Below are 22,285 nucleotides of genomic sequence, written 5' to 3'. Positions count from 1 at the left end.
CGGACGAACTCCCACTCGGCATCCGACAGTTCATGGCGACGTATCACCCGACCATGATCCACCACGCAAGATCATTTGACGACAGACCCTAGCGGCCTGAAGCTGGACCATGTGTCCGCGCTGGTTCAGGCATTCAGGTTGCACGCTGAGCGGCACGGGCGGGAGATACCGTCCGGGAAGCTTGATCTGGAGTACTGGCGCCTGAGGTGGTTCGAGGTGCAACAGGCCGAGCGTGAATCTCGCAGTCAGCAAGTCCGCGCCACCCACGTCGACGCCGCACTGCGTGAGGCATCACTCAACGCCTCAGAAACGCCACCCGCGCGACTGCCGGCTCCGGCCAGCTTCTTGGATGAGGGCCCCGGCGACGCTGTCCGGCTCCCAGCCGAGATCACCGACAAAGACCTAAGGGTGCGCACAGGAGACGCCTTTCAGACTTCCAGACCCATCGATGCCGAACTGGGCGATGCGGCGTACCGGTGGATGCCCCTCGGTGCCCCCCTCACCGGGCACGCCGGCCCCCTAACTGCAGTGGCATTCCATCCGGATGGACGCCTTCTGGCCACGTGCAGCAGGCCCCGCACCCCAGATCCTGGCCGGGAGCGCGTCGGGGTCGTGCACCTGTGGGATCCGACCACCGGTGCCCCTGCCTGCACCCCTTTCACGATCTCTCCGTATCAGGGCTTCGTCGAGTGCATGGCGTTCAGCCCTGACGGCCGCCTACTGGCCACCGCCGGCGAGAAGCGAGTGGAACTCTGGGATCCGACCACCGGCACCCGGGTCTACGAAGGGCTGGAGGGCTCAGGCGCGGTAGCGTTCAGCCCCGACGGCCGTCGTCTGGTCGGGGGCCTTAGCATCTACTCGGTGACCGACGACCTCCCCGACGAACACACGGTGCGGGTGTGGGATACCGCCACCGGAGCCCCTGTCTGTAACCCCTTAAGGGGGCTGACCTGTGTCGTTCGAGCCGTGGCGTTCAGCTCCGACGGGCGGGTCGCAGCGGGCGGCGGGTGGTACAACACGAGGCCGGGGCAGACCATAGCGCGAGTGTGGGATACCGCCTCTGGAGGCTCCAGAGGCATGGCTCTGACTGGCCACCTTGGTGCCATCCAGGCCATGGCGTTCAGCCCCGACGGCCAGCTACTGGCCACGGCCGGCGACGACCGCACGGTACAGCTGTGGAACCCGGCCACCAGCGCTCACCTCGGCAGGCTGATCGGACACACCGCACCCGTTCAAGCCGTGATATTCAGTCCCGACGGGCAGATGCTGGCGACGGCCGGCGACGACCGCACGGTACGACTGTGGAACCCAGCCACCCGAACCCCCGTCGGGCAGCCCCTCAGCGACCACACCGGCTCCCTCGCGCACCTGACGTTCAACCCCGACGGCCACCTCATCGCCGTCACCTCCGACCAAGACAACAACACGGTACGACTATGGCAAGCAGTCCGTACGACCAGTCAGGGCAGATAGACCCGCCCCCGATCAACGCAGTCAGCGGTGCATCACGGTCGCCGGTTGCGGGCCTGAGGCGTTCTCGAACCGGAAGCCTTCATCGATGAGGACAGGCCTCTGCTCGCGGATCAGTGGGCCGCTCGCGCCGGCCCCGCTCTTCCCCATCCGCTCGGGCCGGAGTAGACCAGGATCACGGATCGAGCCTGCTGTCAGGCACGATGCAGTGCAAGAGTTAACAGCCGAGCGCGAGGAGCCGTGGAAGGCACCCGACTACATCACGCGGTCGGAGCGGACGCGGCCGACCAGCTCGATGGGCAGGTCGCGCAGGACCCAGGCCAGGCGGGTGACGTCGTATCCGACATAGCTGACGATCACGATGTCCGGGTCTCCCGCCGTCCACTGACCGGCAGTGATGAGACGCTCGACCACGGCTCGCAGCTGGGCGGCGGTCACCGCGGTGGCGTCGTCTGCGGGACCGAGCTGGACGACATCGAGAACGCTGGTCCATGAAGAGCGGCCGGGCTCCAGGACAGCCAGGAAGGAGTACGGCCAGCCCGGGATGCACTGCGAGGCGCTCTTCGCCCGACCGCAGACGTGACAGAACAGCCGCTCGGCCGAACACGGGGTGTCCGAGCGCAGCCAGGGCGAGGCATCCACGGCCAGGACCAGCCGTCCGCCCGCGAACCGCGGCATGGGCAGGCCCGCCAATGCCTCGCGGAGTCGGCCGACGTCGATCCGGCCCCGGTTCAGACCGCCTTACAACGCGCCGTGCCCGGCGGCGCCTTCGCCGGACCGGCGACGGACCGTCAACTACCCTTGTCTACTTGACAAGGACCATTTACATTGAGACAAGTTCCCTTTACGTTTGCCGCATGGAGAAATCACCAGAGAACCGCCAGAGCCGAAGCGACACGGTCCGCGCCCGCGCGTGGTTCCTCGACTGGTTGCCGGCGGTCATCGTCCTCGGGTTGCTCTGCTTGATCTCAGAATTCGGCCTCTTCGGTTCGGCGGACTCATGGAAACTGTTCTGGTCGCTGCTGAACCTCGCCCCGGGGCTGTGGATCGTCCGGGCCGTGATCAGGAGCTTGCGCCGCGCGGACGAGTACCAGCGTCGTTGCCAGCTCGAGGCCCTGGCGATCGGGTTCGGCGTGCTGATCACGGCGATCTACACCGTCGGGCTTCTCCAGGCGGCCGGAGTGGGCGACCTGCGCCAGCTGGTCCAGATCAGCTTCATCGGAAGCATCCTGATCTGGATCGCAGCCCTGCTCTTCAAGACCCCGCGAACCCGGTGAAGAACCGGCTCAGGGAACTGCGGGCGGTGCGCCGTTGGAGTCAGGCCGACCTCGCTGACCGCCTCGACGTGTCCCGGCAAACGGTCTACGCCATCGAAACGGGCCGCTACGACCCGAGCCTGCCGCTCGCGTTCAAGATCGCCGCCGTGTTTGGCGAACCGATTGAGGGTCTTTTCTTCCCGGACGAAGACACGGACTGCAAACCGTGACCGCCGGTTGCGACAGTTGCTGCGCGCGGGGCTCCGGCGGCGCTGACGACGGCAGTCGCCCGGCAGCTCGCTGCCGACGAGCCAGCCCGAGCCGCGCACGACCCGGGCAGCTCGGGCTGCGGTTTGCGACACGTTCTTCACCGTCCAACCCCCCGTTTCAGCTGGGTTGGCTGAGCTGGGCCGGCTGCGGTGGGCGGTGACTGTCGGCGGACCCGTTGGTGTGCACGCAGAAAGTGCCTTCCTGCTGCGGGGACAGAAGCCCTGGACAAGCGTCATCATCCCAGCTCAGAAGGCACTTTCGCGTTTCCGCCCAAGATCCGGACACCACCGCAGGTGAAACCCGGAGGCTAACCGCCGGTGTTTCCGCCTCTGTTCAGCCAGGCGCGGACGGCTCCGCCGTCATAGACCACCAGGTAGTCGGCCTTGCCGTCGCCGCTGATGTCGGCGAACATGACCTTATCGCCGGGATATCCCGTTTGCTTGACGAAGTTGAGCCGCTCGGTGAAGCCGCCGCCGCCTCTGCCGCCATCGTTGATGTAGGCGTGGACAGCTCCTTGCTTCGGCGGGGCGGTGCCGACCATCAGGTAGTCGGCCTGACGGTCGCCGCTGATGTCGGCGAGCCTGAGCCTGTCCCGGGAGCCGTACGAGACTCCCGGCGCCCAGTTCTTCCACTCCTCCCAGACGTGCTTGCCGCCTTGTAGAGGGGTGCCGCGGCCATCGCCGTTCATGTCGGCGAACCGCACCGCGCTGCCGGGCTTGCCGACGCCGGGGTACCGGCCGCCGTCACGGCCGACCTGCAGGTCGGCCCGGAATCTGCAGAAATCTCAGTGCCGCCTGCCAACGAGCTACCTGACCCTCGGCATCAACGGATCCGTCACGGCCTATCTGAACACCCCTGGAGACAACGGCAAGCCGCACTGGGTCAACCTGGGCCTCATCCTCCGCCGCGGATTCGGCGCCGCCATCGACGCGATCCGCTTCGCCGACGTCTCAGGTAGGCGTGGACGGCTCCGCCTTCGCTGGTCCGCAGGAAGTCGTCATCGCCGTCGTCGTCGACGACGATCCAGCCGCTCGCGGACGATGCCTCGGCGTACGGCATTACCTGGGGGCGAGCGCGTGAGGCCGCTCTTGCCCTTGACGAGCACGCCCTTGAGCTGGCGAAACGCCCCTACGACCTGCGCCACGCCGGCATCTCGTTCTGGCTGGCCTCCGGAGTCGACCTCACCGAGTGCGCGCGCCGAGCCGGACAAAGCATTCAGGTCCTCTTCCGCTACTACGCCAAGTTCCTGGCCGAAGCGCGGAACCATGCGAACCGGCTGATCGAGGAGTCCATGCAGCGGTGGGAGGCGCCGATGGGCGACGCGGAGGGCGACTTAGCGGGACCTTGGCCCGGAAATGCCCCGGAACTGCTGGTCAGAGCTGGGATACCAGTGGGAGATATCGGAAGTAAGGGCGCATCTCGACTTACCGCTTAGCCGTGCGCTGCGGAGGGCGCCTGACGAATATCTTGCCTGGTCAGGCGCCCTTTTTCTGTGTCTAGAAGAAGCCCAGTTTCTTCGGCGAGTACGACACCAGTAGGTTCTTCGTCTCATGGTGGTACACGCGCCGTGCCTGCGCTGACCTGCGAAAACGGGACCGCTGGGGGGCGGCGGGCGGCGACTTGGTCCGGTAATGGCCCGGATCTTGTTTCCCAGACGGGTATTTAGGGCATGGCTGGCGGACTGAAGGCGGATCTGGAGGACCTCGGCGGTCGATCGGGCGTGCTCAGCACTTGCCAAGGCGCACGATTGGGGTCGACATCTCGATGACGAGCATCCTGGGCTGGCCGTGCACATGTGCCGATGGCTAGCGGCCTGGCTGAACTCCTGCCGCTTCCGCGCGTACCTTGTGCGCCGGACGGCCGTCGTCACCGCGCAGAGGCGTGGGCTTTGAGCAGTACCGGCAAGGAAGCACTTCGCCCGACCAATGATGTGCCGCCCGCCAATCCAACACGGGGCCGGATGGGGTCGGTGCAGGCCATGACAGTCGTGATCCATCGACGGGTGCAGTCTTCGGTATGGCCCCGGATGCTTGTGGTCTGCACGTTGGAGCACCCAAGCTCGCCCCGACTGCCTTGTCAGCCCCGGAGCTCTGGTCTTCGGGGACGGGGCCGCCGACGAAGTCGTACAACCGTCGCTGGTCGTCACGGGTGACCCAGAAACGATGGACGCGACGGCTCATGCGGTGCTCGACTGGGACGACCAGCCCGGTAGCTGTGTTACGCACCATGTCATCGAACAAGATGTCGCGTGGCTTCGGCGTGAGGTGCACCTTGCCGCAACGCTTGCGGGAATCCGTGATGTTGTTGGGGCACAGCAACGTCGCACCCACCTGGCAGCGCCAGAAGTCCAAGGCGCGAAAGCCCGAGACGATGCGTATGGGGTTGGTGCGTATCTCGGGCGCGTTGAAGTGGTTGCAGGCCGTCCAGTGGGCGTCATTGCGCTGCGAATAGTTGGGTCGATCCGTGTGCCACGCCGGGGTGATGTTGTTGGCGGTAGCCTTCGCGGCCCGCGCACGGACACTCTTCGGCCCCTTATGTTCAATCGTCGGGAGTTGGATCTCCCACCCGATGCGGCGCCCCTCGCACGCGACCATCGTGTCGGTGCTAATCCACGCCCGCTCGCCGGTGCGTGTGCGCACCTCGCAATCGGCCTGGAACCCTTCTGCCTGGGCAACGCGAACGATGCGTTCCTGATACGCCTTGTGCTCGTCCGTCATTGGCGCAGCGTGGCGCGCTTCATCTTCAGCACGCTCATGGACCGCCTCTCGGCGTCCATTGCGCTCGCGCAAGTACATCCAGGCGGTGACGCCTGCGTCCTTGCAGATGCCCGCGCACATCAGTCCGCGCTGAGACACTGGGACGTGCCGCTTCGCATTCTCGCGATCCTCGGCATACAGCTTGTCCCACAGCGTCTGTTCAACAGACTTGTTCAGATCAATCTCGATGCCGAGCTGTGCATGATGGACCTTGTTCGCCACGATGCGCCGCCTTCATCGGTGAGGACCACTACGACTCACGGTAGAGGGCGCCACTGACAGACGGGACGGACAATCAATAGGGAAGCAGAGGGCTTTGAGGGCCATCTCTCTTGCCCGGCGTGTACGGGGCATCTTGTGATCTTTACGAGTCGTCGGTTTCGTCCTCGTCTACAGGGAACCCCTACAGGCTCTGCCTAGGTTGTCAGGGCGGAGATGTGCTGGACGAGGCTGTCCGCGTTCATCGGGCAGGGTTCGACGACCACGGGCCACCACCGGCTTTCTCGTGTGGGGTATGGGTTGCCCGCTTTGGAGACGAGGGCCCTGCTCATGGCCGCTGAGTCCACGTCCGTGGGTGGTCGAGAGGCAGCTCTACCCCCTCGGGCGTCAGGAACCCGGAGCCGAGTCCGCCGGCCGGCCACGCGGCCTGGGCCGTGAATTCGTCCTGGCCGCCGCGCAGCAGCAGCCCCGCTGTGGCGAACGCCGGGTCGTCGGCCTGTGCGGCGACGTACGGGATCGCAGCGCATCCCGGCCGCGTGTGCAGCGGCGGCGCCTGGGGCGTGGTCCTCCAGGACCACGCAGCCCGTCGCGGACACTCCCAGGCGGCGCGCCGCCTCCAGGAAGATGTCCGGCGCTGGCTTGCCGTGCGCGACCTCGTCGGCCGAGACGGTATCCCGGGACTGGGCAGAGGCTCACCGGCATCGTCACCAAGTGGCTGCCGGACGACCGGGCCGACGTGCACCGTCGTGCCGTGATCTCTTCGGGGGCGGTGAGCCGGTTGTGATGGAGCTCAAGCCTGGGGCGAAGCCGTCTGTCAGCCCTCCCGGATGAAGCCCTCCCGCACCAGCCAGTCCTTCGCCACCTCGTGCGGGTCCTCCCCGTCCACGTCCACCCGCGCGTTCAGCCGCTGGGCCTCCGCCCCCGTCAGCCGCTTGGTGATCGGGGCGAGGACGTCGGCGATGGCGGGGTACTTCCTCATCGTGGCGCTGTTCATCTCGGGTGCCGCGTTGTAGTTGGGGAAGAAGTGCCGGTCGTCCTCCAGCACCTTCAGCTCGAGTTCCGGAATGCGGCCGTCGGTGGTGGCCGCCACGCCGAGGGTGCAGGCCGCGCCCTTGGCGACCTGGGTGTAGACGACGCCGTCGTCCATCTTTTTGAAGTTCCCGCGCCGGAGGGCGAATCCGTACGTCTTCGCCACGCCCGGCAGGCCGTCCTCGCGCACCGAGAACTCGCTTCCGCCGCAGATCGTCGCCGCGCCCGGGTCCTTCTTCGTCAGACGTGCCACGTCGGAGAGAGTGCGCAGCCGGTACTTCTCCGCATTCGCCCGGTTCGCGACCAGCGCGTAGGTGTTGTTGAGCGGGGCGGCGGGCAGCCAGGTGATGCCGTTGCGGCGGTCCTCGTCGCGTACGGCCTCCCACTGCTCGTACGGGTCGACGACCGGCTTGGTGTGACCGAGGTAGGTGATCCAGGCCGTGCCCGTGTACTCGTACATCCCGTCCGCCGCACCGGACTTGACCGCCTCGCGGGCACCGATCGAGCCCTGGATGTTCGTCCGGTCCAGGACTTCCGCGCCGGCCGCTTTGAAGGCCAGTCCCATGATCTGGCCCAGGATGATCTGCTCGGTGAACTCCTTGGAGGTCACGGTCAGTTGGGCGCCCTCCAGCGGTCGCCCCTTCCCGATGGAGCCGGGCTGCACCGAGTCGGCCAGCGGGCTGCCGCTGGTCAGTCCGCAGCCGCTCAGCCCTGCGGCGGCGAGCAGCAGGGCGCCCGCGCCCGCGACGGCCGTCCGTACCCGGGTCAGGCGCATCAGTCCACCTCCAGGCCGCGTGGGCGCAGCAGCAACTCGACGAGCATCCCCAGCCAGTCCACGATCAGCGCCATGGCGACCGTCAGTACGGAGCCGAGCACCAGCACCGGCATGCGCTGGTTGGTGATGCCGGAGGAGATCAGGTCCCCGAGTCCTCCTCCGCCGCCGAAGGTGGCCAGCGTCGCGGTGCCGACGTTCAGCACGAGCGCGGTCCGTACGCCCGCCAGGATCAGCGGTACGGCCAGGGGCAGTTCGACCCGGAACAGCACCAGCAGCGGCGACATCCCGATGCCGCGCGCCGCCTCCACGAGTGCCGGGTCGGTGGCCCTCAGGCCGGCCACGGTGTTGCTCAGCACCGGCAGCACCGCGAATGCCACGATGCCGACCAGGGCGGCTCGTTGGCCGATGCCGAGCCAGATCACCAGCAGCGCCAGCAGGCCAACGGCCGGGGTCGCCTGGCCGATGTTGGCCGCCGCGACGAACGGCGGTGCGGCCCGGCGCAGGACCCCGCGCGTCAGCGCGATGCCCAGCGGGATCGCGATGACGAGCACGAAGAAGGTGGAGATCGCGACGAGTTCGGTCTGCTGGAGGAGTGCGGTGCGCACGGCGCCGTCTGCGAGGGCGTTCCTGGCGATCGAGTCCAGCTCGGTGGTGCGGAGATACAGCGCGGTGGCGCCGAGGACGACCGCGACGAAGGCCGGCAGCGTCACCAGCCTCTGCCAGGTGATACGGGGCGGGACCCGGTCCAGTGCGGCGAGCCGGGTCACGGGCTCGTCATGCCCTGGCCCTGGAGCCGGCCCCGGGGACCCGTAACCGGCCTCGGGAGCGGCTCCACCACCGTCCCCGACATCGACCTCGCTCCGGCTCACGCGGGCTCACCCCGGCCGGTCGGCCGCGCCTCCTCGGCTCCCCGCTCGCCCGGCGCCCCGTGCATCGCGTTCAGCAGTGTCGACATGTCCACCACGCCGGCGTAGGCGCCGTCCTGTTCCGTGACCGCGACGCGGCCCGCACCGTCGGCAAGCAGCGCCTCCAGCGCGTCCCGCAGCGTCATGTCCACCCCGATCCGGCTCCGTACGGGGGTGCCCGCCGACAACGGCAGCGGCTCTCCGGCGGGCGCACTCCGGGCGCGCGTCAGGTCCTCGCGTCGCAGCCAGGAGTGCGGGCGCCGCTCCCGGTCCAGTAGCAGCAGGTGGTCGGCGGAGGCGGAGCCCGCGTCCAGCAGGTGCAGGGCGGTCTCGAGCGGGTCGTCGACGGTGGCGGTCGGGACGTCGGCGAGCTCCACCTCCCGTACGCGCTTGAGGTGCAGCCGCTTCACCCCGGCTCCCGCGCCCACGAAACCGGCGACGAAGTCGTCCGCCGGACTGGCCAGAATCGCTTCCGGAGTGTCGAACTGGGCGATCTGCGACCGGTCGCGCAGCACCGCGATCCGGTCGCCGACCTTGATGGCCTCGTCGAAGTCGTGCGTGACGAAGACGATCGTCTTGCGCAACTCGCGCTGCAACCGGATGAGTTGGTCCTGCAGGCGCTCGCGGGTGATGGGGTCGACGGCCCCGAACGGCTCGTCCATCAGCAGCACGGGCGGGTCGGCCGCCAGCGCCCGCGCCACCCCGACCCGCTGCTGCTGGCCGCCGGAGAGCCGGCGCGGATAGCGGCCGCGGAACTCCCCGGGATCCAGCCCGACCAGTTCGAGCATCTCCTCGACCCGGTCCCGCACCTTCGCGCGGGGCCAGCCGGCCATCTTCGGTACGAGCGCGATGTTCTCGGCGACGGTCATGTGCGGGAAGAGGCCCGTGGCCTGGATGGCGTAGCCGATGGTGCGGCGGAGCGCCACGGGGTTGATGCCGGTGACGTCCTCGCCGCCGATGGTGATCCGCCCCGAGGTCGGCTCGATCAGCCGGTTGATCATCTTGAGGGTGGTGCTCTTGCCGCAGCCCGAGGGCCCCACAAGGATCACGGTTTCGCCGGCCGTGACGTCCAGGGTCACGTCCTCCACGGCCGGGGCTTGGCTGTCCGGATAGCGCTTGGTGAGGTTGTCCAGCCGGATACTCGCGCCGGCGGCGGCCGGCCGGTCGGGCCCGGCGGATCGGGCGGATCCGCCGGGGCCTGCGGCGCCGGACGTCGGCGAGGTCGGTTCGACGATTTCGGCAGAGTCAGCCACGGATCCCCCGTGAGATGGTGAGCCGTCCGATCAGCACGTACCCGGCGTCGAACAGCAGGGCCAGGACGACGATTCCGAGCGTCCCCGACAGTACTTCGTTGAGCGCGTTCGCACTGCCCAGGCTGGAGATCCCACGGAAGATCTGGTTGCCGAGCCCGGGCCCCGAGGCGAAGGCCGCGATCGCCGCGATGCCCATCAGCATCTGGGTCGACACCCGGACACCGGTAAGGATCGGCGGCCAGGCGAGGGGCAGTTCGACCCTGAGCAGCTGGGCGAACCGTGACATCCCCATGCCCTTGGCGGCCTCGACGAGGGCCGGGTCGACTCCGCGCAGCCCGACGACCGCGTTACGGACCACGGGCAGCAGTCCGTACAGCGTCAGCGCGATGACGGTCGGCGCGACGCCGAGGCCGACGACCGGGACGAGCAGGCCGAGGAGAGCCAGGGAGGGGACGGTGAGGATGCTTGCGGTCGTGGTGATCGCCAGGTTTCCCGCCCACTCGGTGCGGTAGGTGAGGACGCCGATCAAGACCCCGAGCACCGTGGCGACGACCATGCACTGGAAGACGGCGCTGGCGTGCTGATAGGCGTCCACCAGCAGCTGCTGGTAGCGGGTGCCCAGGTACTCCCAGAAGCTCACTTCTCGGTCCCTCCCTCAAGGTCGGTCCTCCAGCGGTCAGCGGTCCATACGGCGCCTGCCGCGACGCCTGGCGCACCAGTGGAGTGATCCGGAGCGGCACCGGATTCTCGAATCCCACCATCCGGTCGATCACGCGCTGCAAGTCGGCATTCGAGCGTCCCACCAAACGGCACAGCATGTCACCACCCCGCCAGCGGCGAGGAGTACTTGGGCCGCGCCCGACGGGAGCCGCATCACCGGCTCAGCAAACTCGCACTGCTCGCCAACTGCTGACCCACCCGGGCATCCGACACGACTCTCCCCGGTGGTGGGGGAGTAAGCAGGGCTTCGGCGTAGTCGGGTGGCGTCCGATTTGTGCTCAAGCGAGGCCGACTTCGACAAGATCAAGACGGTTCGCGCAAGCGCCATGCCATGGGAGGGGCGACGTCCCGCCACGGTGCGAACCTGCCGCCCCACCCTCCTTCCCAGCTCTTGCTTCACCTATCGGCATTCGATAGATTCCCATCGCAATTCGGTGGAAGGACGGGCCGTGGGAAAGCTGACAGTGCGTGCGCTGCGCGCCGTGCTCGCGGTGGTGCTCGCCGGCACCGTGTTCGTACAGGCATTGATGGTGTGGGCGTTGGCCACCGACCCGGAGGACGGGTCGCTCCCGCTGACCCCGCTGCGCGTGATCACGATCCTGGGCATGGTGTCGGCCCAGGTCGCCCTGGTCTGCGTATGGCGGCTGGTGACGATGGTGCGACGCGGAACCGTGTTCTCCCACACCGCGGCCGGCCGCCTCTCGCGCCCTTCTTCTTCCGGTTGGCTGCCTGGTCCTTCTTCTCCGGGATGACCGCCTTGATGTTGCGTTTGCGCAGGTAGGCGCGGTTGCCGCGGGACGAGTAGGCCTTGTCCGCGGCGACCGCGCCGGGCCGGGTTCGGGGACGACCGAGGGACAGACGGACCCGCACCCTTTTGAGCACGGGGATGAACTGCGGGCTGTCCGCGGCCTGCCCGGAGGTCAGGACGAACGCGAGAGGGCGGCATCTGCGATCCGATGCGAGATGGACTTTGCTGGTCAGTCCGCCCCGGGACCTGCCGAGCAGGGCTTCCTTGAGGCGGAGCCTGCGTCGGCGTCGGACGCGCCGGCGCTCGGCCTCTCCGTTCTGTTCCTGCGGTCTGCCCCCTTTTGCCGGGCCTCCTCCTGCTCACGCGCGGCCTCTTCCAGGGCCTCCATGAGGTCCTTGCCGACGCGCATCCCGGCGGCGGCGTGGTGGGCGCGGACCGTTGTGGAGTCCACGCTGGCCAGCGACAAGTCCGTTCTCCCGGCTCGGGCTGCCTCGGCGATCAGACCTTCCAGCAGAGCGGAGAAGACGCTGGCGTCCCGCCAGACACGGAAGCGCCCGTAGACGGTGGCCCACGGCCCCGAACTCGCAGGGCATCTCCCGCCACTGGACCGGAACCGCCAGATCACCCCTCGAACTGCTCCCGCAGCCGCTCGGGGTACGGGCCGAACCTGCCGATCGGAAGGTAGGGCTCGATGAACTTCCACTGACCATCGGTGAGTTGCCTGCGTGTCACGTCCAATGTCCCACCGGGTTCCACCCCACGAAGAAGGGAACCCAGCAACTGATCACGACATCACACAGGCCCCTAGTCGGCATCACCACCCCTATGACCGGGAGGTGGCGTCCGTACCGCCGCTGGCGGCCCGTGGTGGCTGCGGCGTCCGCTCGAGCTGGTACGCCTGGTACTGCTCGACGACACGCAGCTTGTCGAGGCGGGAGAGATTCGGCAGCGGCTCAGGCATCGGGGTGCGATTCTGTGTGCAGGGCTGGGCTTCGCCGCGGCCGCCACGTCGAACGGCGCAGGCGGGCGGCGAGTTTACGGATCGACCAGTGGTTGAACGGCTGGCCGAGCGTGGTCGGCATGTGTGGTGTTGTCGGCCGGATTTGCCGGGGGTGAACCGGCAGCGCTGTGGGTCCGTATTACCTGGACAGCGGCAGGGGTTTGCCGTACAGGCCTTGACGGGGGAGGACGCGATGATGCTGCGGTGGAGTGAACGGGCGGCCTGTCGTAGTGGGGATCCGGAGGAGTTGTTTGCCAAGGCGCCGCAGCAGAAGAAGGCCAAGGCGGTCTGTGTCGCGTGTCCGGTGCGGATCGACTGTCTGGCCGAAGCGCTGGACAGCCGGGTCGCGTTCGGGGTGTGGGGCGGCATGACGGAGCGGGAACGCCGCACGTTGCTGCGCCGCAAGCCTGGTGTCACCTCCTGGCGCAGCGTGCTGGAGGGCGCTCGGCGCGAACACGAGCGCCCACGCGTCGGCTGACCGCCCGCCGGTCTCCCGGGGGTGTGTCTGACCGGTTGCGCGGTCGTCCCCGCCGCCCTGCCGGCACCCGCGGGAAGGCTGCGTCCGGGGTAGTCCGCCCGCTCCGTTCCTGTCGCGGAGGCCGGCCGCGGCCGGGGACACCTACGAGCCGGACAGGGGCTGGTGGAGCCGTCTGGTTGCGGACCGGTTCGTGGCGTGGCTCAGCGCCGGGGACGGTTTGCGATGGCTGGATGTGGGGTGCGGCACCGTGGCGTTGACCGCGACGGTGGCTGCCGATGCCGGCCACGGGTGGTGGTGGGGATGGTCCGGTCCGCCGGGTTCGTGGTCTCGGTGCCCGTTCCGCCGCTCCCGCGTCGGCGCGCTTCGTGGTGGCCGACGCACTGTCGCTGCCGCTGCACGACGACGGGTGTGACGTGGCCGCCAGCGGACTGGCGCTCAGCTTCCCTCCCGCGCCGGGTTGCGGCGGTGACTGAGGCGGCCCGGGTGGTGCGCCCGGCGGGCTGGTCGCGGCGTACGTGTGGGACTACGCCGAGGGCATGGCGTTCCTGCGCCACTTCTGGGATGCTCCGGTCGCGGCGGATCCGTCTGCTGCCGCGCTGGACGATGGCCGCCGGTTCCCGGTGTGCTGCACTGAGGCGCTGAGTAGCGGCCGTATTCGATCCCACCCCCAGACCATCGATGTCTTGGCTGTTGGTGGTGAACGCCGCACGCTAGCCAGCCCGGCCAACTCACTTACACCATCAACGACGTCGATGCCCAGGGGACCAAGCACACCGGCCGTCTGACCAGGGCTTGCACCGCGAGGCCAGGTCGATGGAGTGACGTGTCGGCCTCTCGGTTCCCTCTGCGGACGGCGGACATCAGACTGTTCACCGCCTGAATCGAAGTCGAACCGAGGAGCCACATGTCGAGCACCATCATTGCTGTCCTGGGCACCTTGGCCGGTGCGGTCGTCGCTGGCCTGATGCAGCAGCTCACCACCGCCCGTGCCGAACGAGCAGCCCAGGCCGAGCGACGGCGTCAGGCTCTGGTTGAGGCGGTTCCCGGCTTACTGGCAGCCCTGGTCGAGTATCGCGGGCATCAGTACATGAGGCTCCGGTCCCTCCAGGAGCACGTCCCCGAGACACCTGAGGAACGCAAAGCCCGCTATGCCTCGCGTGGCGCCGTGACGCATGCAATGGACCGTCTGTACATGGCCACTCGCGATCAGGCACTCCTGGATGCGGCGCAGGCCGCGATGGACACCACATTCGCCTTTGAACCTCACGACCGAACGGACGATGCCGTAGGCGAGCAGGCACGTGAGGCTCACTCAGCATTTCGACTTCGTGCCGCGGTGTACGTATACGACCATCGCTGACATCGAGAAGCGGGCAGGACACGTCGTTGCTGCCGGTCCCCGGGCTTGCCGGCGGCTCCCAGCGCACGGGCATCCAATCCGTGGGAGAGGGGTACGCGTAGCACTGGCTCTGCCGATGGTTTCCCGCTTAGCCGACTCGCTCTTGGGCGAGGGGGGACGTTGGTGGTGAGTCCTCGGTGTAACCATGCCAAGGGCATGATCGGATGGCCCGCCGGGCGGGCCCCTCTTGCGTGCCCGGCGGCATGCCGGTGAGCTCTCAACGCGCAACTTCAAGTGCCCATCCATGACCTTCCCGGCGGAAAATGATGTCTCGTGCCAGATGATTCACACCGGGGGGTACGCAGTCTTGGGGCAGTCCTCGCCGCACTGCGAGCAGTCATCAGGCGCTGGGCTCACGCTTGGTCTGCGCGTCTTGAGGGGGACACGGCAAAAGGGCCAAGGCAGGTGGCTGCCTTGACCCTTTTACAGCGTCCGCACTACATGTCAGCCGATGGCGATACGTGTTTTCCAGTAGCCGGCGGGGGCGATGATCTCTGTGCCGGATCCTGTGATTGCGGTCTTGCTGCCGGCGTAGAAGCGTACGGAACCGTCGGATTTCACGGCCCAGATGTCCGGGATGGCGTCTCCGTTCGCGTCCGGGGTGCCGATCAGGTGCGGGATGTTCGAGCTGGCCCAACCGGAGGCGCCGTATTCGGCGTCGGTGCCGCCTGCCGATCCGGCTGCGGTGGCGAGGGAGTTCAGGTCGACCCCGCCGCCGCTTGCGGCGGTGCCCTTGCGGAGCAGGAGCCTGGCTGAGGCGTCGGTGCGGTAGATGAGGTCGGTGACTCCGTCGCCGGTGATGTCCTGGACGGTGACGAGGTCGCGCTGGGTCCACATGGAGATGACAGTGCAGCTGACGATCGACTGCTCCGATCCGCAGAAAATGGTGGCTTTCTGGGCCGAGACCCTGGGCTACGTGCCTGAGCCTCCGCCTGGCGGGCACGCCACGTGGCGTGCTTACTGGGCGGCGGTGGGGGTGCCCGAGGCAGAGTTGCCGGCCGGTGCCGGGGATATTCCGGAGTCGATCATCGATCCCGCGGGACGTGGACCGAGGGTGTGGTTCCAGCAGGTTCCGGAGCCGAAGGTCGCCAAGAACCGGTGGCACTTCGACCTGAAGGCCGGTGGGGGCCGTGACGTCCCACTGGACGTCCGCACACAGCGGGTCAAGGCTACGGTGGAACGGCTGGTCAAAGCTGGTGCCACCGTGCTGCGGATCAAGGATGAGCCGGACATGGGGCTCTACGCCGCCGCCATGCAAGACCCCGAGGGCAACGAATTCGACGTCGTCTGAGGGCCGTTGCGACGGTGCTGGTCACAGCCACTGGTTCACGGCTGCGACCAGCACCGTCGCCTCGTAGCGGACGGAGAGCTTGATGCCCCTATGGATGTCAACCAGCTGACGCTGGCGTCAGCATGTTCTTCCTGGGCGGGATGATGCACGTCCTGTCGGACGCGTGCTGGCCACGGCCACTTGATCTGCGCAACCTAGCTGGGCAGGACGTACGAGCTGTGCGGTAATGGCTGCCGTGGATCTCAACTCGCTGCGCAAGCTCGTAGAGGGCCAGCTCCTCCGCATGGAGGGCAACGCCTTCCAGGACTGCATGGATCGGCTCGGCCTGGAGCTGCACCCCGGCGACTACCAACCGGTGCGGGCTGCCGGACCGAAGGGCGACACCAAGAACGATGGCTACTGCCCGAAGGCTCGGGTGTTTTTCGCCGCGCACGCGACGCGTGGCGAGCGGATCGACAAGACCAAGGCGAAGATCCGCGGTGACCTGGAGGGCTGCCTTCAGGAACACCGTGATGTGAATGTGTGGCGCTTCCTAACCAACGGCACGTTGCCGGGTGAGGTTGACCAGTTCATCGACAACGAGCTTCGTCCTCGGTACCGGGGCGTCACCATCGAGGTGTGGGGTCTTAGACACCGACATATTCCCTCTGACGCGTAAATAGAACCTGGTCAGGGTGGGTGTAGGCAGGGCTGGGTGCCCGGTGGCTGTGGTGGGCCGCCGGGTGTCCGGGTTTGGCTGTCAGACCGCATTCTCGATGGGGTTGAGGGTGACGGTGTAGCCGAGCTGGTTGATGGCCCGGCCGGTGGCGCGCGGACCCTGGTCTTCTTGGCAGGGTCGGCGGACTCGTGGTGGCCGGGACAGACCCCGAGGTCAGGCGCACGAACCAACTGCCGGACGCCGAAGCTGAGGTATCCGTGGAGTACTTCCCCGATCGCTCGTACCAGTGCAGCATCTTTGCCGTGGATCGACGCGGGGCAGCGTTCGACGAGCTCTACACGAAGCCCGCAACGTTCGTGAAGCAGTCCGTCCCGCATGTCGGATTCAACTTGCCGGCCCGACTCGTGGAAGCAACCCTTCAAAACCAGAGGCGAGGCGGTCCTGGCAGAGGGCCGCCTCGTGTCCATCAGGATTTGCGGGGGTCTTCTCCTCGCGGTGATGAGACTGTTGATGGAGGCCCGGTCGACGTGCCGACCCGGGCGCCTGCCTCGGTCGCAGGCGGAGCCGGACGACCAGGAACAGCAGCACGGCGGCGGCGCCCAGGGCGAGGACGGCAAGCGCGCCGAAGACCTTGGTCGGCAGCGGGCGTGGCTGCCGGGGGAGCGTGTAGCTGGGCGGGGCGGCCGAAGTGCCGCCGTGCCCGCCAGGCAGCTGCGAGTGAACTCCTCCAGGTAGAGGGGGTGCCGCAGCAAGCCCCGGCGGACTTCGAGGGTGCCGCGAGCGAGGCCGAGTTCGCTGTGGCGGATCGGGCAACGGACTGCCCACGGGGCCCAAGACGGATCTCCGTGTGCCCACTCCTGGATGTCGAGGTAGAAGGGCCGGAGGCGGCCGAGGGCCTCCAGGCGGCCCTTGCGCGGCTTCAGCGCCTTCCCCTGGCCGCCGAGGCGCGGCGGCTGGGAATCGACATTGGCCGCAGTCAGGTGCGTCGGATCCTGCTGGCCGAGGGCGTGCGCTGGCGTCGTACTCGCTCCTGGACGCGTTCGAAGGACCGGGACTTCGTGCGGATCACCGGCCTCTACACCTGCCCGCCCGACGGTCGTCTGTGCCGACGAGCTCGGGCCGGTGATCCCCCGATCCTTTCCGCCGGCACCGGGCTGGTCGCTGGTCGGACGCCGCATCAAGAACGCGATCGACTATGGCCGAGAGCCGGAGAGACCTGGGTCTACGGAGCCTTACGCGTGGCGGACGGCCATGAGCTCACCATGACCGCGTCTTCCCGAAACAGTGCGTTCTACCAGCAGTTCCTGCAAAGACTCGAGGAGGCCAACCCCGTCGGCCAGATCGTGGTCGTAACGGACAACCTGTCCTCGCTCAACAGCCTCTTCACGCGCACCTGGCTGGAGGACCACCCCAGAATCCGGCACGTCTTCATCCCGGTCGGCGTCTGCTGCTCAACCTGCAGGAGGGCTGGTGGCGCATCTTCCGCAAGACCGCTCTGGCCGGGCAATCCTTCGCTGGACCTCCCGAGATTGACCAGGCCACCCGCCTGGCGACCGCCCACTCAACGCCCGAGCACGGCCCTGTGGCAGACCAGCACCCCCACTCGGCGCTTCCGCCGCCGATATGTGTACATTTTTTGAGGATCCAGCACTAGGTAGCGGAAGAATCAGAAAAGATCACGAGGCAAGAGCAAGAATCTCCTCATGGCCGGTTGGCAGAGGGCATGTTGGTGGGGGCTGGCAACAGTCGGTGCGACTGCGGCGGTCGGGCTGCTGGTGTGGGTGTCGACCGCTGATCTGGAGAAGTCGAACCAGGTCGCGGGGGTGGTCGGCTCGGTGGCCGGGGTCTGTGCGTTGGGAGTCGCCCTGTGGCAACTCACAGCCGCGAGGGTAGGAACGCCGCCGATATCCCGTTCGGAGCCGGTGCACTCCGAGCGTGGCTCGAACGCTGCGCGCGGAAATATCCGCAACGCGCAGGCGCGTGACACGGCCCCCGGTTCCCGGACATCGGCAGGCGGCCCGGGCATCTCAGCGAGCAGTGGGTCGAACGCGGCCGGCGAGGACATCGACGGCTCGACCGCGCAGCACGGTCCGTGATGAGGAGGCGCCGACAGGACACCCCAGAGCAACCCGCCACGTCACCCAGGGTGTCGGCCTCTCAAGGGGCCAACGCTGCTGGGCGCGACGTCGTGAACTCCGTGGCCCTGCACGCCGAGACAGCGACACTGCTGCCAGCGCAGGCCTACGCACCGATCCCGGACGACGCGGCCGCCGCCGGCGTGTCGAACGTCCCAATGGCGGAGCGGTTCATCGGCCGGAGCACGGAACTGGACGCATTGGACGCGGCGTTCGCCGCCCCCAGCGACGTGGTAGTGCGGGCGGTTAGCGGACTGGGCGGGGTCGGAAAGTCAGCACTCGCCGCCCAGTGGGCCGCCCACCGATCCACGGCGCCCCTGCGATGGTGGATTACCGCCGACAGTGCAGCCGCGGTCGACGCCGGTCTGGCCGGGCTAGCCCGGGCCCTACAGCCCGGGCTGACCGGGATGCCGGTCGAGCTGCAGAAGGAACGGGCGGTGGCGTGGCTCGCCAAGAACGGTGACTGGCTGATCGTGCTGGACAACGTCGACCACCCCGACCACATCCAACAGTTGCTCAACAGAGTGACCGGAGGCGGCCGAGTCTTGATCACCACGCGCCGTGCCACCGGCTGGCACAAACTCGCCACCACGATCCGCCTCAACGTCCTCACCCCGGCTGAGTCGGTCGAACTGTTCACCCGCATCCTCACCCAGGACGGCCCGCACGAGGCCAACGGCGCCCCCGAAGTGTGCGCGGAGCTCGGCCACCTGGCACTCGCGGTCGAGCAGGCGGCCGCCTTCTGCCACGAGACCGGCACTACTCCCAACGCGTACCTGGACATGCTGCGCCATTGGCCGGCCGAGATGTTCGCCGCCAGCCTCGAGGACACCGACTCAGACCGCACCGTGGCACGAATCTGGCGCATCACCCTCGACCGCCTCGCCTGCACCCCCCTCGCCGGCCACATCCTCAGAATCCTGGCCTGGTACGCCCCCGCCCATATCCCCCGCACCCTGCTGGACGACCTCGCCCCACCACCAGCACGCGAGGCCGCGATCGGTCGCCTGCTGGCCTACAGCATGATTACCAAGAACCCCGACGGAACCCTCTCGGTACACCGCCTCGTCCAAGCCGTCGCCCGAGCCCCCCAAGCAGACGACCCTCACCGCTGCGAAACCGACATCGCCCACGCTCGCGACCAGGCCACCAACCGCCTCAAGAACGCATTCCCCGCAGATGTCGAATCACCTACGCACTGGCCGCAGTGCCGACAGCTACTCCCGCATGCTGACGCCCTGGCCCGACACAGCAAATCCGAGCACGACACCGTCGGCACCGCCTACCTGCTCGACCGGACAGCCGCCTTCCGGCAAGACCAAGGGGCACCGGCGCTCGCCATCACCTACTTTCTCCGTGCCCTCGCCGCCCGGCAACGCCTGCTCGGCAAGGAACATCGCGACACGCTGGCATCGCGGCACAACCTGGCGGGGACGTACCTGGTGGCGGGGGACCTGGGGCGGGCGATCCCAATGTATGAACAGACCCTCGCAGAATTCGAGGGCCTGCTTGGCAAGAGTCATCCCCACACCCTGACATCCCGGAACAATCTGGCGTACGCCTACCTGGAGGTGGGGAACCTGGGGCGGGCGATCCCGATGTTCAAACGGAACGCTGCCGACTTCGAGCATGTGCTCGGTAAGGATCACCCCCAAACGCTGGCGTCCCGGAAAGACCTGGCGGGGGCGTACCGGGAGGCGGGGGACCTGAGGCGGGCGATCCCTATCTATGAACAGACGCTCGCAGACCAAGAGCGCCTGCTTGGCGACAACCACCCCGACACGCTGACGACCCGGAACAACCTGGCGGGGGCGTACCGGGAGGCGGGGGACCTGAGGCGGGCGATCCCGATGTTCGAGCGGAACTCGGTCGGCCGAGAACGCGTACTCGGTAAGGATCACCCCCAAACGCTGGCGTCCCGGAACAACCTGGCGGGGGCGTACCAGGAGGCAAGGAACCTGGAACGGGCGATCCCTATCTATGAACAGACGCTCGCAGACCAAGAGCGCCTGCTTGGCGACAACCACCCCGACACGCTGACGACCCGGAACAACCTGGCGGGGGCGTACCGGGACGCAGGGGACCCGGAGCGGGCGATCCCGATACACAAACAGACGCTCGCAGACCGAGAGCGCCTACTCGGCAAGGACCACCCCCAAACGCTGGCGTCCCGGAACGACCTGGCCTACGCCTACCGGGAGGCGGGGGACCTGGAGCGGGCGATCCCTATGCTCGAACGGAACGCTGCCGACTTCGAGCGCGTGCTCGGCAAGGACCATCCCGACGCGCTGACGTCCCGTAACAACCTGGCGGGGGCGTATGAGTCGGCGGGAGACCTGAAGCGGGCGATCCTGATATACGAACGAATCCTCGCCGACCGCGAGCGGGTGCTCGGCAAAGATCACCCCCAAACGCTGGTGTCCGGGAATGCCTTGGCGGGGGCGTATGAGTCTGCGGGAGATCTGAAGCGGGCGATCCTGATGTACGAACGAATCGTCGCCCATTGCGAGCGCGTGTTCGGCCGGGACCACTCCAATACGCTGACGTGCCAGAACAACCTGGCGGGGGCGTACCGGGAGGCAGGGGACCTGGGGCAGGCGATCGCGATGTACGAGCGGATCCTCGCCCACTGCGAGCGCCTGTTCGGGCGGGAGCACCGGTTGTCGGCCGGGGTGCGGGCGAACCTGCACGCTGCGCGCGCCCGCCAAGCAGCCCTTTAGGCTTTTGCGCTTGGGTGAAGAGGGTGGTGAAGTCGCTGCCTACCATGTACTTGGCGCGGAGCCGGTGCCGCACCTGTGGAACACGGTCACGCTTGCCGGGGACCTCCGCCACGCCCGGCACGCTTGGCTGTGATGTTGTTCAGCGGCCCCAGCATGTTGGCTTCGAGCGGCCCCAGTTGGTGGAGACTTCGAGGCTTGCGGACGTTCTGAAGTGGCCCCGAGGAATGGCTTGCGTTGGGACCACCTGAGGCGTCCTATCACTGTGGCGGCCAGCGGAATCCCTCGGCGTCTGTGATCTCGGGGTGGCAGGATCGGCTGATGGCTGTTGATCTGTTGCTGAAGCAGCAGCAGGGGGGAGAACTGGGCATGAGTAAGAAAAGGGGCCAGAGGCTGTGGAGCCACAAGCAGCCGAAGCCGGAGTGGGAACGCTTGGAGGGCGTCAAGGAAGGCTTGCTCCGTGAGTTCGCCACTGACGGTGTCAGCCATGTCGAGTTCGTCGTCGCGTTCAGCGAGCCCTTCTACTACTGGGTGTGGCTCGGCGTCTCAACAGACCAAGAGCGCGACGCTTGCCAGCAGGACGCAACCGTTGACGGTCGCGTTCGCAGGGTCGTCGCCGAGCACGACATGGCGGACCTCTATGACGGGTTCACGATCGAGTCACAGGAGACCGTCGACCGCGACTATGAGGGAAGTTGGTTCTACCGGCGGCGGTGACGACGGTTGCGGTCCACACTCGGCTCTCTTAGCCGCGTCACGAGAACCTTCGCCCCATGCGCAATCAACCCGGGGTTTCTTCACAGCTTCTGACCAGAGCGTGTCACCCTACGACTGTGTTCTTCTGGGCTTTGGAGCGAGCCAGGCGATATGACTCGGTGCCGGTCTCGATGATGGAGGCGTTGAAGGTGAGCCGGTCCACGATCGCCGCGCAGAGCCGCGGATCGGTGAAGGTCCTGCTCCAGCCCGTGAAAGCATCGTTTGAGGCGATCGCGATACTGCTCTTTTCCTCACGTGTCGGTGAGAACCTGGAAGAGCATTTCCGCGCCTCGGCGGTCCAGTTTCTAAAACTGACGTTCATCGTTGACACCTGGGTCTCCGATCACTACGGAGTTCCACATGTCGAAGTCCACCCCTCCGCTCGACCGCGAGGCCAAGCGGCGCCTGGCGGTCATACGTCACGTCGAAGAGGTCACCGGGAACGTCGCA

18 protein-coding genes and 7 pseudogenes are annotated in these 22,285 nt (G+C 67.5%); 11 read left to right on the top strand and 14 right to left on the bottom strand.

Annotation, left to right across the window (positions count from 1 at the left end):
* Positions 1-111 precede the first annotated feature (111 nt).
* The gene (locus ACFYWI_RS37235; protein WP_389240423.1) at positions 112-1,473 is read left to right on the top strand and encodes a WD40 repeat domain-containing protein; all 1,362 of its coding nucleotides are present in this window, start codon (positions 112-114) and stop codon (positions 1,471-1,473) included.
* A gap of 255 nt (positions 1,474-1,728) precedes the next feature.
* On the opposite strand, the pseudogene ACFYWI_RS37230 reads toward ACFYWI_RS37235, so the two are convergent.
* Positions 1,729-2,241: pseudogene (locus ACFYWI_RS37230) on the bottom strand (transposase); the annotation flags it as partial.
* 86 nt (positions 2,242-2,327) lie between these two features.
* Between ACFYWI_RS37230 and ACFYWI_RS37225 the strand changes: the two are divergent.
* Both ACFYWI_RS37225 and ACFYWI_RS37220 read left to right on the top strand, forming a co-directional pair.
* On the top strand, positions 2,328-2,747 hold the full coding sequence (locus ACFYWI_RS37225; RefSeq protein WP_389240421.1) for a hypothetical protein: 420 nt from the start codon (positions 2,328-2,330) through the stop codon (positions 2,745-2,747).
* Positions 2,744-2,956, top strand: coding sequence for a helix-turn-helix transcriptional regulator (locus tag ACFYWI_RS37220; RefSeq protein ID WP_389240419.1), 213 nt, complete (start codon positions 2,744-2,746; stop codon positions 2,954-2,956). The genes ACFYWI_RS37225 and ACFYWI_RS37220 overlap by 4 nt, the downstream gene beginning before the upstream one ends.
* A 347-nt stretch (positions 2,957-3,303) precedes the next feature.
* Here ACFYWI_RS37220 and ACFYWI_RS37215 read toward each other — a convergent pair whose 3' ends face one another.
* From ACFYWI_RS37215 to ACFYWI_RS37175, 9 genes and pseudogenes are all read right to left on the bottom strand, one after another.
* Positions 3,304-3,684, bottom strand: a complete 381-nt coding sequence (locus ACFYWI_RS37215; RefSeq protein ID WP_389240417.1) for an FG-GAP-like repeat-containing protein — start codon at positions 3,682-3,684, stop codon at positions 3,304-3,306.
* A 309-nt stretch (positions 3,685-3,993) separates the two neighbouring features.
* The gene (locus ACFYWI_RS37210) at positions 3,994-4,263 is read right to left on the bottom strand and encodes a hypothetical protein (RefSeq protein WP_389240414.1); all 270 of its coding nucleotides are present in this window, start codon (positions 4,261-4,263) and stop codon (positions 3,994-3,996) included.
* Between the two features lie 538 nt (positions 4,264-4,801).
* Positions 4,802-5,974, bottom strand: a complete 1,173-nt coding sequence (locus ACFYWI_RS37205) for a hypothetical protein (RefSeq protein WP_389240412.1) — start codon at positions 5,972-5,974, stop codon at positions 4,802-4,804.
* A 325-nt stretch (positions 5,975-6,299) separates the two neighbouring features.
* Positions 6,300-6,657 (bottom strand): annotated as a pseudogene (locus ACFYWI_RS37200) (HAD-IA family hydrolase); the annotation flags it as partial.
* 128 nt (positions 6,658-6,785) lie between these two features.
* A complete protein-coding gene (locus tag ACFYWI_RS37195) occupies positions 6,786-7,775 on the bottom strand; it encodes a glycine betaine ABC transporter substrate-binding protein (RefSeq protein WP_389240410.1) in 990 nt (329 codons plus the stop codon).
* A complete protein-coding gene (locus ACFYWI_RS37190) occupies positions 7,775-8,644 on the bottom strand; it encodes an ABC transporter permease (protein ID WP_389240408.1) in 870 nt (289 codons plus the stop codon). Before ACFYWI_RS37190 ends, ACFYWI_RS37195 begins: the two co-directional genes overlap by 1 nt.
* Positions 8,641-9,933, bottom strand: a complete 1,293-nt coding sequence (locus tag ACFYWI_RS37185; protein WP_389240405.1) for a betaine/proline/choline family ABC transporter ATP-binding protein — start codon at positions 9,931-9,933, stop codon at positions 8,641-8,643. The genes ACFYWI_RS37190 and ACFYWI_RS37185 overlap by 4 nt, the downstream gene beginning before the upstream one ends.
* The gene (locus ACFYWI_RS37180; protein ID WP_108154090.1) at positions 9,926-10,573 is read right to left on the bottom strand and encodes an ABC transporter permease; all 648 of its coding nucleotides are present in this window, start codon (positions 10,571-10,573) and stop codon (positions 9,926-9,928) included. The genes ACFYWI_RS37185 and ACFYWI_RS37180 overlap by 8 nt, the downstream gene beginning before the upstream one ends.
* Positions 10,574-10,631: 58 nt before the next feature.
* A pseudogene (locus ACFYWI_RS37175) lies at positions 10,632-10,757 on the bottom strand (Lrp/AsnC family transcriptional regulator); the annotation flags it as partial.
* A 345-nt stretch (positions 10,758-11,102) separates the two neighbouring features.
* Here ACFYWI_RS37175 and ACFYWI_RS37170 point away from each other — a divergent pair.
* A pseudogene (locus ACFYWI_RS37170) lies at positions 11,103-11,342 on the top strand (DUF2975 domain-containing protein); the annotation flags it as partial.
* Here ACFYWI_RS37170 and ACFYWI_RS37165 read toward each other — a convergent pair.
* Positions 11,341-12,133, bottom strand: a pseudogene (locus ACFYWI_RS37165) (IS5 family transposase); the annotation flags it as partial. The pseudogenes ACFYWI_RS37170 and ACFYWI_RS37165 overlap by 2 nt on opposite strands.
* Before the next feature lie 91 nt (positions 12,134-12,224).
* Positions 12,225-12,362, bottom strand: a complete 138-nt coding sequence (locus ACFYWI_RS37160) for a hypothetical protein (RefSeq protein WP_389240403.1) — start codon at positions 12,360-12,362, stop codon at positions 12,225-12,227.
* A gap of 232 nt (positions 12,363-12,594) precedes the next feature.
* On the opposite strand from ACFYWI_RS37160, the gene ACFYWI_RS37155 reads away from it, so the two are divergent.
* Together ACFYWI_RS37155 and ACFYWI_RS37150 are read left to right on the top strand one after the other, a co-directional pair.
* A complete protein-coding gene (locus ACFYWI_RS37155; protein WP_389240425.1) occupies positions 12,595-12,879 on the top strand; it encodes a WhiB family transcriptional regulator in 285 nt (94 codons plus the stop codon).
* A gap of 904 nt (positions 12,880-13,783) precedes the next feature.
* Positions 13,784-14,239 carry a hypothetical protein gene (locus ACFYWI_RS37150; RefSeq protein ID WP_389240401.1) on the top strand — a complete coding sequence of 152 codons (456 nt, stop codon included), beginning with the start codon at positions 13,784-13,786 and terminating at the stop codon, positions 14,237-14,239.
* A gap of 483 nt (positions 14,240-14,722) precedes the next feature.
* Here ACFYWI_RS37150 and ACFYWI_RS37145 read toward each other — a convergent pair.
* Positions 14,723-15,118, bottom strand: a pseudogene (locus ACFYWI_RS37145) (hypothetical protein); the annotation flags it as partial.
* Between ACFYWI_RS37145 and ACFYWI_RS37140 the strand changes: the two are divergent.
* From ACFYWI_RS37140 to ACFYWI_RS37120, 5 genes are all read left to right on the top strand, one after another.
* Positions 15,114-15,569 (top strand): VOC family protein, encoded by a 456-nt coding sequence (locus tag ACFYWI_RS37140; RefSeq protein WP_389240399.1) that lies wholly within the window; start codon positions 15,114-15,116, stop codon positions 15,567-15,569. The pseudogene ACFYWI_RS37145 and the gene ACFYWI_RS37140 overlap by 5 nt on opposite strands.
* Positions 15,570-15,804: 235 nt before the next feature.
* A complete protein-coding gene (locus ACFYWI_RS37135) occupies positions 15,805-16,227 on the top strand; it encodes a hypothetical protein (protein ID WP_389240397.1) in 423 nt (140 codons plus the stop codon).
* 845 nt (positions 16,228-17,072) lie between these two features.
* Positions 17,073-17,867 (top strand): hypothetical protein, encoded by a 795-nt coding sequence (locus tag ACFYWI_RS37130; RefSeq protein WP_389240395.1) that lies wholly within the window; start codon positions 17,073-17,075, stop codon positions 17,865-17,867.
* A 557-nt stretch (positions 17,868-18,424) separates the two neighbouring features.
* Positions 18,425-21,082, top strand: coding sequence for a tetratricopeptide repeat protein (locus ACFYWI_RS37125; protein ID WP_389240393.1), 2,658 nt, complete (start codon positions 18,425-18,427; stop codon positions 21,080-21,082).
* 318 nt (positions 21,083-21,400) lie between these two features.
* Positions 21,401-21,796 (top strand): hypothetical protein, encoded by a 396-nt coding sequence (locus tag ACFYWI_RS37120; RefSeq protein ID WP_389240391.1) that lies wholly within the window; start codon positions 21,401-21,403, stop codon positions 21,794-21,796.
* A 103-nt stretch (positions 21,797-21,899) separates the two neighbouring features.
* Here ACFYWI_RS37120 and ACFYWI_RS37115 read toward each other — a convergent pair.
* Positions 21,900-22,140 (bottom strand): annotated as a pseudogene (locus ACFYWI_RS37115) (ATP-binding protein); the annotation flags it as partial.
* Positions 22,141-22,285: the final 145 nt, after the last annotated feature.

The sequence above is a fragment of the Streptomyces sp. NPDC002889 genome (genome assembly GCF_042888425.1).
GTDB lineage: Bacteria > Actinomycetota > Actinomycetes > Streptomycetales > Streptomycetaceae > Streptomyces.
This window is presented reverse-complemented; position numbering and strand designations above follow the sequence as displayed.

What these genes read in the sequence shown, in the direction of transcription:
- ACFYWI_RS37225 (WP_389240421.1), top strand. Translation starts at nt 2,328, where the DNA reads ATGGAGAAATCACCAGAGAACCGCCAGAGCCGAAGCGACACGGTCCGC.
- ACFYWI_RS37215 (WP_389240417.1), bottom strand. Translation starts at nt 3,684, where the DNA reads ATGAACGGCGATGGCCGCGGCACCCCTCTACAAGGCGGCAAGCACGTC.
- ACFYWI_RS37210 (WP_389240414.1), bottom strand. Translation starts at nt 4,263, where the DNA reads ATGGTTCCGCGCTTCGGCCAGGAACTTGGCGTAGTAGCGGAAGAGGAC.
- ACFYWI_RS37195 (WP_389240410.1), bottom strand. Translation starts at nt 7,775, where the DNA reads ATGCGCCTGACCCGGGTACGGACGGCCGTCGCGGGCGCGGGCGCCCTG.
- ACFYWI_RS37160 (WP_389240403.1), bottom strand. Translation starts at nt 12,362, where the DNA reads ATGCCTGAGCCGCTGCCGAATCTCTCCCGCCTCGACAAGCTGCGTGTC.
- ACFYWI_RS37155 (WP_389240425.1), top strand. Translation starts at nt 12,595, where the DNA reads ATGATGCTGCGGTGGAGTGAACGGGCGGCCTGTCGTAGTGGGGATCCG.
- ACFYWI_RS37150 (WP_389240401.1), top strand. Translation starts at nt 13,784, where the DNA reads ATGTCGAGCACCATCATTGCTGTCCTGGGCACCTTGGCCGGTGCGGTC.
- ACFYWI_RS37140 (WP_389240399.1), top strand. Translation starts at nt 15,114, where the DNA reads ATGGAGATGACAGTGCAGCTGACGATCGACTGCTCCGATCCGCAGAAA.
- ACFYWI_RS37120 (WP_389240391.1), top strand. Translation starts at nt 21,401, where the DNA reads ATGGCTGTTGATCTGTTGCTGAAGCAGCAGCAGGGGGGAGAACTGGGC.